This window comes from Psychromonas sp. SR45-3 (assembly GCF_014163575.1).
Lineage (GTDB): Bacteria > Pseudomonadota > Gammaproteobacteria > Enterobacterales > Psychromonadaceae > Psychromonas > Psychromonas arctica.
The window spans coordinates 20,211-28,848 of the sequence record NZ_JACJDP010000048.1; the positions used below are offsets into that span (position 1 = coordinate 20,211).

Consider the following 8,638-nt stretch of genomic DNA (forward strand, 5'->3'; position numbering starts at 1 on the left):
TTTTTATAGGATGGGAGCGTCATAGTGATGTGGTTGGTCGCTATAAACACACACATTATGAGCCTCAACCAAGCCCGTTGCATCCACACATTGTTGCTGAAAAAACTCAAGGATCTCTTGACGTTGGCAATGAGCTTCAAAGGCTGCTCTATTTGCCCAAACTTCATTAAAAACGAGTGAAAAGCTGTTGCCCGAAGCAAATTCATTTTCTATTTTTCTGGTCACGATATATTGTAAACACCCATCTTCTCTTAGTGTATTTGGCTCAAGAGACTGTAATATTTTAAATAGTGCTTCTTCTTTGCCGGGTTTGGCTTTAAACATGGCGATACAATAAATTTTTTCTGACATGGGTTATCCCGCTTCAATTCAAGTAATAGGTTAATTAAAACGATATTACTGATTAGCCCTTTAATTAACAACTTTATAGCAAGACTAATTAATAAAAAAGCACCTAGCTATTTCTTTAGGAGTGTTTTTTGTACACAATGCTTTTATTTAACGAGTAGCTAGGACAAGAAAAAAGGACAAGACAAAATACATTAAGTTAACTTAAGGTAACTTAATGTAATGTTGGCGTCAGCATGTGTAGCGAATAGTCATCAATATAGAAAGACTGCAAATTAATGACACTTGCCTGACAAGAATCCTTAATTTGCCGTGATGGCCTTACGGATTTATGATTCGATGCGTCTGTGACCCGATACATCTATTACCCGAAACATCTATGACTCGGTACTTCTATGGCCCAATCCAGTAATAGAGTCGGTTCATTTAGATAAGCAAAAAAAGATTTGATAAATGCTTAGTCAAGGTAATAGGTAAGTTCTATTAAACTGATTCTTTAACCGGCTCAACTGTTAGTAAACCCACTTCCATTTTTACGATACTCACTTCTGTACCAGCAGTTAGAGGCTGTTTTGCTTTAACTTGCCAATCAATCCCAGAGTAACGGTGGGTGATTGTTTTCCCTAGGGCTAAATCTTCAGATAAAGTAAATTGATGACCTATCATGTCATTGTTAGCTTGATTTAATGTTACATTATTTTGCATACGTTTCATCGGCTTCCAACTGAGCACCGCTACAATACTAGAGATAATGGCGATCGCTAACAGTGCACTCAACATCGTTTCCGATAGCATCCCTAGCAGCATCAATAAACCCGTAATTATTGTACCAATACCAAGAAAAAAGAGTACAAAGGTTGAGAAACCTAATACTAGTACTTCGGTCGCCAACATGATTAATCCTAATACGATTAATATCTCTGGCAGGTGAGAAAGTAAGTAGTCCATAATTAGCCTTTATTTAAGCTATTAATAATAGTCATAGCTTGTGCAACCATTGATGCTGCATCATTACCACTATCCGGTAATAACACAACAGATGATTCTTTTGCGATTGCTGCTTTTGCTTCAATTGCTTTAGTCGCTAAGTCGAGTTGAATCGCCTTTTGACCTTCCACTGTATTAGCTGCTTCACCGACCATGCGTAATGATTCTGCTTGCGCTTTTGCAACGGCAATAATTGCTTGTGCTTCACCTTGAGCTCTTAATACTTGCTCTTCTTTTTCCGCTTCAGCATTTAAAACCACAGAACGTTTTTTACCTTCGGCAACGTTAATAGCCGCTTGGCGATCACCCTCAGATTCTAAAATTTGAGCACGTTTAATACGTTCTGCTTTCATCTGTGTTTCCATCGCTTCCATTACTGTTTGCGGTGGTACAATATCTTTTATCTCATAACGTAAAACTTGTATGCCCCATGGGCCAGATGCCTCATTGATAGCTGCAACTATGTTGGTATTGAGTACATCACGCTCTTCAAAGGTTTTATCTAATTCCATTTTACCTAATTCAGAACGCATAGTTGTTTGTGATAATTGTGTCACTGCAAACACATAATCATCTACGCCGTAACTGGCCTTCACCGGATCTAACACTCTGAAATACAAAACACCATCGACACTAAGTGAAATGTTATCCCGAGTGATCGCACTTTGACTCGGTACATCGACAGCTTGTTCTTTTAACGATCTATCAGCACCAATACGATCTATAAACGGAATAATAAAATTAAGGCCTGCTTCTCGAGTTGATTGGTATTTACCAAATCTTTCAATCATGTAAGCTCGATTTTGCGGAACAAAAATGATTGATGACTTTAAAATAACGATCACTAACACAAGAATAAAAATTTCTATTCTTAAAAAGTACTCAAACAAAATATCCATAGTAAATCCCATTTTTAGAAATAAATCAGTTAACAATCAATAGTCTTAAAATAGCAGGTTGCTTGACACATTCATACACTATTTATACCAATTTCGTTAATTTAATGATCAAATGTTACGCAGGAAAAAGGAGCTAGTTTAAGGCAAAAGTTGCCATAAATGGTTGTTCCCTTTACAAAATTTTTAACGCGAAAATAGTTCCTTTTAACCTGTAAGATCGATCAGTTAGTCGAGTTGGTATTACATAGACATACGACATAATGGATTGTATTGGTTGGTTTAGTATTGAAGACGATCACGTTTTTAAGGAAGGGATGATTTTTGAAAATTATTTATTGGGGTATCGCAAAATCTTTTATTGCATTGTAAAGAGAAGCCGGTTTAAAAACCGGCTTCTTATCGAGGAGTTTACCGAATACCCTCAATTACTTAAAAGAGGAATGGTTTTCCTAAGGTAGATTTAGTGTAGGCCTACATTGTTAGATTAGAATCGACATTAAAGTTATGCACGACCCATAAATTTCTTCTCAGTAGTGTTTACACGTATTTTGTCGCCAGTTGAAATATGCTCAGGCACTTGTACGGTTAAACCAGTAGATAAAATAGCTGGTTTAGTACGTGCAGTCGCTGAACCGCCTTTGATTGAAGGGTCTGTTTCTACAATAGTTAAATCGACACTGGCTGGTAATTCAACACCAACGGGTGAGCCATCAACAATAACGACTTGTAGACCCTGTGTATTTTCATCAATAAATAAAACTTCATCAGCGATGCTTCCTTTATTTAAGTTGTATGGCGTGTAGTCTTCGTTGTCCATGAATACTAGCTCATCACCATCAAGGTATGAAAACATAACATTACGACGAATTAAGTCAGCCAGTGTTAACATATCGCTGTCTTTAAAGGTTTCGTCGGTTTTTGCGCCGGATACTACATCGTACATACGCATGCGATATAAACTACCACCTGCACGGCCCTGAGGTACTGAGCGTTCAATGTCTTTGATAATGTAAACACTGTTGTTAAATTCAACAGCTGTATTTTTTTTGATATCACTTGCCTTAGGCATATTATATTTCCTTTATGTAGTGCTTATATACATCGTGCAGGTTTAGGTAAACCGGCAATTTTAGTCGCTTGTTTTGCTGGCCCGTCTGGGAATAATCGGTATAAATAACGGCTATTTATTTTCTCCGCGCCATACTTGTTTTGCATCGCCTTTACTAATGCGCGTATTGCCGGAGAGGTATTAAACTGCTCATAAAAATCGCGTACAAAATAGATAACTTGCCAATGCTCGTCAGTCATGGTGATGTTTTCTAAATCAGCGATAGCAGCCGCGAGAGATACATCCCAACCCTTAGCATCAAGTAGGTAACCCTGCGCATCTGTTGCTATTTCTTGACCGTTAAATATCAAGTTTAATTCCTCTAACTAATGAACGCTTAATGGGTGCAAAATTCTATATCAAAAATATTCAGTTGCCTATTCAAAAATATTAATCTGAGACTTTACTTTCAATTTGTTGCAGTAGTACTTGAATATCCATGGCGGTAAAAGCAATTAAACGTAATTGTTCAACGATTAATTTGGATTCATCTGATAAACCTTGTTTATAAGATTCAAAAGATTCAATCTCAATTTTATCAATTGCTGTCTGTTTTAGCTCCGGCCGGTAGGTATATAAAATTTGTTCTGCGGTGCTATCAAAAAGACGCTGTAATATTGCTAAATCTTGATGAGTCTCTATTTTATGGCGATGTGAAGAGAGTGCTGCCATATAGCAGTTGAGCGCATCACAACGGTTTACTAGTCCATACATTTCTTGTTTAAGGTGCTGTTTTGAACTTGGTTCAAATAACATACTTTGCCAAGCAGTGGTTAAACCTGCATCCGCTTTAAAAGAAGCAAAACGGGTTTGTCTGAAAACCATACTTTCACTACGACCAAACTGGTACTGCTGAGCGATTTGCTTGAAATAACGACTGCTATTGAGCAATAAACCATTGACCATTGCGGGAAAACGTTTGAACTGCCAATCAGGATAAATAACGCTGATCGCTATTGCACTCAACACACAGCCTATGATGGTTTCATAAATACGCTCATATAAGACATCGACTCCGGAATGTGCGAGTAAATTAGTTAAGAACATCACGAATAAAGTGATAAAAATAACGGCTAAACCGTAGTTTGTTCTGACGTAATTAATGAATAAAAAGGCAGATAAAATCATTAATACAATTTGTACGGGAATATTTTCGATCAATATGAACGCCGGGAAACACATTAAAATACCGAGTAGGGTGCCAAAACTCCTTAACACTAAACGTTTACGAGTCTCGCTAAAACTAGGCTGGCAAACAAACAGCACCGTCGATAAAATCCAGAAGCCGTTATGAAGTTGGAATTGAACTTGAATTAAATAGGCAAATACCAGCGATAAACTGATCCGTACCGCATGCTTATATACGCCGGTTTTTTGTAGGTATGCATCGTGAATGCTTTTCAAGAATGAGTTTTTAAGTTGTGGCTCATTATCAACGATAATCGGGTCGCTATGTCCTGATTTATGAAGCTTATGAATATCTTCCAAAGAAACGAGCAAGCAATCTATCCCTTCGAGGTTGTCGTAAATAGCTTGTAAAGCTTGCATTGCCTCTTGATTATTATCAAATAATTGCAGTTTTTGCTTTAATAAATAAAGTTGATCTGAAAGGGCGTGAATGGTCCACTTCAAACGTCTTGAGTGTTGGTATTGTTTTTTATCATTGATACTGGCACCCAGCATATGACAATCATCGCTGAGTTGTAAAAATAGTTGGTGAAAGCCTTCTAGAATTTGACTGCGACCAAAGGTATGCTCTAGTTGGCTATATAAGTATTGGCTAGCACTAATACGTTCATGTATTTGCTCCGCGACCAAATAGTATTGATTTAATAAACTCAATTCGCGCTGGTGGTTATTTGCTCGGTATTGACCTCGAATCATATCCCGTGATGATTCTAATCGCACCATTATACTGATATTCAGTTGGGCTAATTTTTGTCGTGTTTCAGTGATGGCTTTTCGTGAATTACCTTTTTGAGCATCAAAGAGGTCTGATTTTTGATGTTGATAACGGCTGATGGCATAAAATAGTTGTGCCAGTTGTTCCCGAATAGTGCGGTTAGGGCTAAAATGGGACCAAAAAATAGCAAATAATCCATACCATAATACGCCTATGGCTAATAACAATGGTTGTTCAAACCAAGCAACGTTATCTCGATGTCCTATCATGGTATAGATAGCAATTAAAATGGCACCAAAGCCAATTTTACTATAATGCATACCTAAACTTGCCAACATCATAAATGCAAAGGAAGATGTGCCTAAACCAATGGCAAAAAAAAGTGGGTAGGGCAGTAACAGTTCCACACTGGATGCGGCGATAAAAAAACAGGCTATGACGGTTGCAATGAATTTTTGTCTGTCTTTAGTATTTTCATCTACCTCTACAATCGCTGAAGCCATTACCCCTAAACATAGTGACAATGAAATGGCTAAATTGGATTGTTCAAATAAACCAATATCGAGATCAAATATAGCAGGGATAAAAGTACAGGTCATTGCAATCACGACTCTAAAACCAGAGTGGGCATTGGAGTCGGAAATTAAGCGTCTAACCATCAACGTTAAAGGGTTTTGCATAGATGACTTCTCATGGTTTCAATACTCAATAATGTAAAGATAGATGCTGTTATTCCCATAACTCGGAGCAACATATTATTGAATACTTATATTAATATCAGCCTATTTTTCAAGTAACTTACTGCGTTAAATAAAAAACCAACTAATTTTGATTTAAAGTCAGGATATTACCTTAAAACCCTAACGCTAAGTTACTAAATTTTGTATCTTTGATGTGACATTTTAAGTGACTTTTGCGACAATAGCGTGGAATTTTTTTAACTAAAAAGAGTAATGTTTGATGTCCGCACAAATCATTGATGGAAAAGCGATTGCCGCTGCAATTACCGATAAGGTAACTGTGGGTGTAAATAAACGGAAAGAAAAAGGGTTACGCGTACCTGGACTTGCCGTTATATTGGTAGGGGGCGATCCTGCTTCACAAATATATGTACAAAGTAAGCGCCGTACCTGTGAAAAAGTAGGGTTTGCTTCGAAAGCTTATGATTTACCAGAATCAACTTCTCAAGAGACATTATTAGCATTAATTGACGAATTGAATGGCGATAAGACCATTGATGGTATTTTAGTGCAATTTCCATTGCCTGATGGGTTAGATGAAACATCGGTGATAGAGCGTATTACTCCAAGCAAAGACGTAGATGGGTTTCATCCTTACAATGTTGGCCGTTTAGCACAACGTATCCCCTTATTAAGATCGTGTACTCCGCGTGGCATGATCTCTATGATTGAAGCAATTGGTGTTGATATTCGTGGTATGCACGCTGTAGTTGTTGGTGCCTCAAACATAGTGGGGCGTCCGATGACGTTAGAGCTTTTATTAGCGGGATGTACTACCACTACTTGTCATCGTTTTACTAGGGATCTTGAGTACCATGTTCGTCAAGCTGAAGTCTTAGTGGTTGCACGTGGACAAGCCAACTTTATTCCCGGCGCATGGATAAAAGAAGGTGCAATTGTATTAGATGTAGGTATTAATCGTTTAGAAAATGGTAAAATAACCGGTGATGTAGAGTTTGATGTAGCGAAAGAAAGAGCTGCATGGATATCACCAGTACCAGGTGGTGTAGGGCCAATGACAGTAGCAACATTAATTGAAAATACGTTGTTCGCTTGTAATGAATTTCACTCATAATTTGCGTGAATATTGTTAACTAATTTTCTGTTTATCATTATTTTCATAAATAAAAAAAGACTGCAAATGCAGTCTTTTTTTGTACACTAGTTTGTAAAAGTTATTACAAGTTATCTAGGTATTTTTCAGCATCTAGTGCGGCCATACAACCTGTTCCTGCAGAAGTGATTGCTTGACGATAAATATGATCAGACACATCACCGGCGGCAAAAACACCTTCAATAGAAGTTTGAGTTGCATTACCCTCGCTACCTGTTTGTACTTTTAAGTAACCATGGTTCATGTCTAATTGGCCTGCAAACATATCTGTATTCGGCTTATGACCAATGGCAATAAACACACCCATTACTGCCAGTTCTTCTGTTTTGTCTGATAATGTATCTTTTAAACGTAATCCTGTTACGCCCATATCATCACCTAATACTTCATCTAAAGTGCGATCAGTATGTAAGATGATATTACCATTTTTAACTTTCTCATTTAATCGGTCCAAAAGAATTTTTTCAGAACGGAAACCAGTACGGCGATGTATTAAATGCACTTCAGAGGCAATATTTGATAGATATAAGGCTTCTTCAACAGCCGTATTACCACCACCCACAACCGCTACTTTTTGGTTACGGTAAAAGAAACCATCACAGGTTGCACAAGCAGAGACACCGCGACCTTTAAATGCTTCTTCAGAGTCTAAGCCTAAATAACGAGCAGAAGCTCCCGTTGCAATGATCAACGCATCACAAGTGTAAGTGCCAGTATCGCCTTTTAATGTGAAAGGGCGTTTAGTTAATTCAACTTCGTTGATATGGTCAAAAATGATTTCCGTATCAAAACGTAAAGCATGTTCTTTCATACTTTCCATTAGACCAGGACCTGTCATATCCGCTGCGCCGCCCGGCCAATTTTCTACTTCAGTTGTTGTTGTTAATTGTCCACCTTGCTGCATACCCGTGATCATAACAGGGTTAAGGTTTGCACGTGCGGCATAAACTGCGGCCGTGTAACCTGCAGGGCCAGATCCTAGAATTAACAATTTTTTATGTATAGTTTCGCTCATATCGTTACCTTGAATAATAAAAAGATTAGCTAGTTGTATTTTTTAAACTGCGCTAATTAATAATTGATAAAGTTTATTAATACTAAACTTTTGAACTGACAATTTCAGTAAAAAAAAACGGATATCTCATCGAAATATCCGTTCTCATTGATAGGTAAAAACTACTAAATTATAAAGAAGTTTTTACCATTTCGCTACTTGCTCGGTTACTTGCGAATGAACTACCAGCTTGTTGTGAAGCTTTCACAATTACTTGGCGTTCAGTTGCAGCTACAATTTGAATCTCTTTAGTTAAATCTAAAGGCTCTGAAATTGTTTTAACCATTGCTGAAGTTGATTTACCCTTAGCGTTGCTGATGGTGCCGCGCAAACTTGAGGTCGATTGGTTGCTAACAACTTGTGCAACGTCTTCTACTTTATCCACAACAGGCGCGATTTCAGTTTCAACTTCTTCAGCCTTAATTTCTTCTACCTTAACTTCAGCGACAGTTTGCTCAAGTTTAGTTTCTTCAACCTTAGTTTCT

9 protein-coding genes are annotated in these 8,638 nt (G+C 37.6%); 1 reads left to right on the forward strand and 8 read right to left on the reverse strand.

Going from position 1 to position 8,638, the window contains the following annotated elements; all coding sequences use genetic code 11:
• Positions 1-3: 3 nt before the first annotated feature.
• From H5084_RS17425 to H5084_RS17450, 6 genes are all read right to left on the reverse strand, one after another.
• Positions 4-351: a putative quinol monooxygenase gene (locus H5084_RS17425; protein WP_182691886.1), complete on the reverse strand. Its 348-nt coding sequence runs from the start codon at positions 349-351 to the stop codon at positions 4-6.
• Positions 352-831: 480 nt separating this feature from the next.
• A complete protein-coding gene (locus tag H5084_RS17430; RefSeq protein WP_182691887.1) occupies positions 832-1,296 on the reverse strand; it encodes an NfeD family protein in 465 nt (154 codons plus the stop codon).
• A 2-nt stretch (positions 1,297-1,298) separates the two neighbouring features.
• On the reverse strand, positions 1,299-2,234 hold the full coding sequence (locus H5084_RS17435; RefSeq protein ID WP_028867621.1) for a slipin family protein: 936 nt from the start codon (positions 2,232-2,234) through the stop codon (positions 1,299-1,301).
• A 502-nt stretch (positions 2,235-2,736) separates the two neighbouring features.
• A complete protein-coding gene (gene yeiP, locus H5084_RS17440) occupies positions 2,737-3,303 on the reverse strand; it encodes an elongation factor P-like protein YeiP (protein WP_182691889.1) in 567 nt (188 codons plus the stop codon).
• Positions 3,304-3,326: 23 nt separating this feature from the next.
• Positions 3,327-3,653 carry a TusE/DsrC/DsvC family sulfur relay protein gene (locus H5084_RS17445; RefSeq protein ID WP_028867619.1) on the reverse strand — a complete coding sequence of 109 codons (327 nt, stop codon included), beginning with the start codon at positions 3,651-3,653 and terminating at the stop codon, positions 3,327-3,329.
• Positions 3,654-3,732: 79 nt separating this feature from the next.
• Positions 3,733-5,925 carry an FUSC family membrane protein gene (locus H5084_RS17450; protein ID WP_182691891.1) on the reverse strand — a complete coding sequence of 731 codons (2,193 nt, stop codon included), beginning with the start codon at positions 5,923-5,925 and terminating at the stop codon, positions 3,733-3,735.
• A 280-nt stretch (positions 5,926-6,205) separates the two neighbouring features.
• Here H5084_RS17450 and folD point away from each other — a divergent pair, with 280 nt between their 5' ends.
• Positions 6,206-7,060, forward strand: a complete 855-nt coding sequence (gene folD, locus H5084_RS17455; protein WP_182691894.1) for a bifunctional methylenetetrahydrofolate dehydrogenase/methenyltetrahydrofolate cyclohydrolase FolD — start codon at positions 6,206-6,208, stop codon at positions 7,058-7,060.
• Positions 7,061-7,163: 103 nt separating this feature from the next.
• On the opposite strand, the gene trxB is transcribed toward folD, so the two are convergent.
• Positions 7,164-8,114, reverse strand: a complete 951-nt coding sequence (gene trxB / locus H5084_RS17460) for a thioredoxin-disulfide reductase (RefSeq protein WP_182691896.1) — start codon at positions 8,112-8,114, stop codon at positions 7,164-7,166.
• 169 nt (positions 8,115-8,283) lie between these two features.
• A partial coding sequence (locus H5084_RS17465; RefSeq protein WP_409077643.1) for a hypothetical protein occupies positions 8,284-8,638 on the reverse strand: 355 nt, incomplete at its 5' end.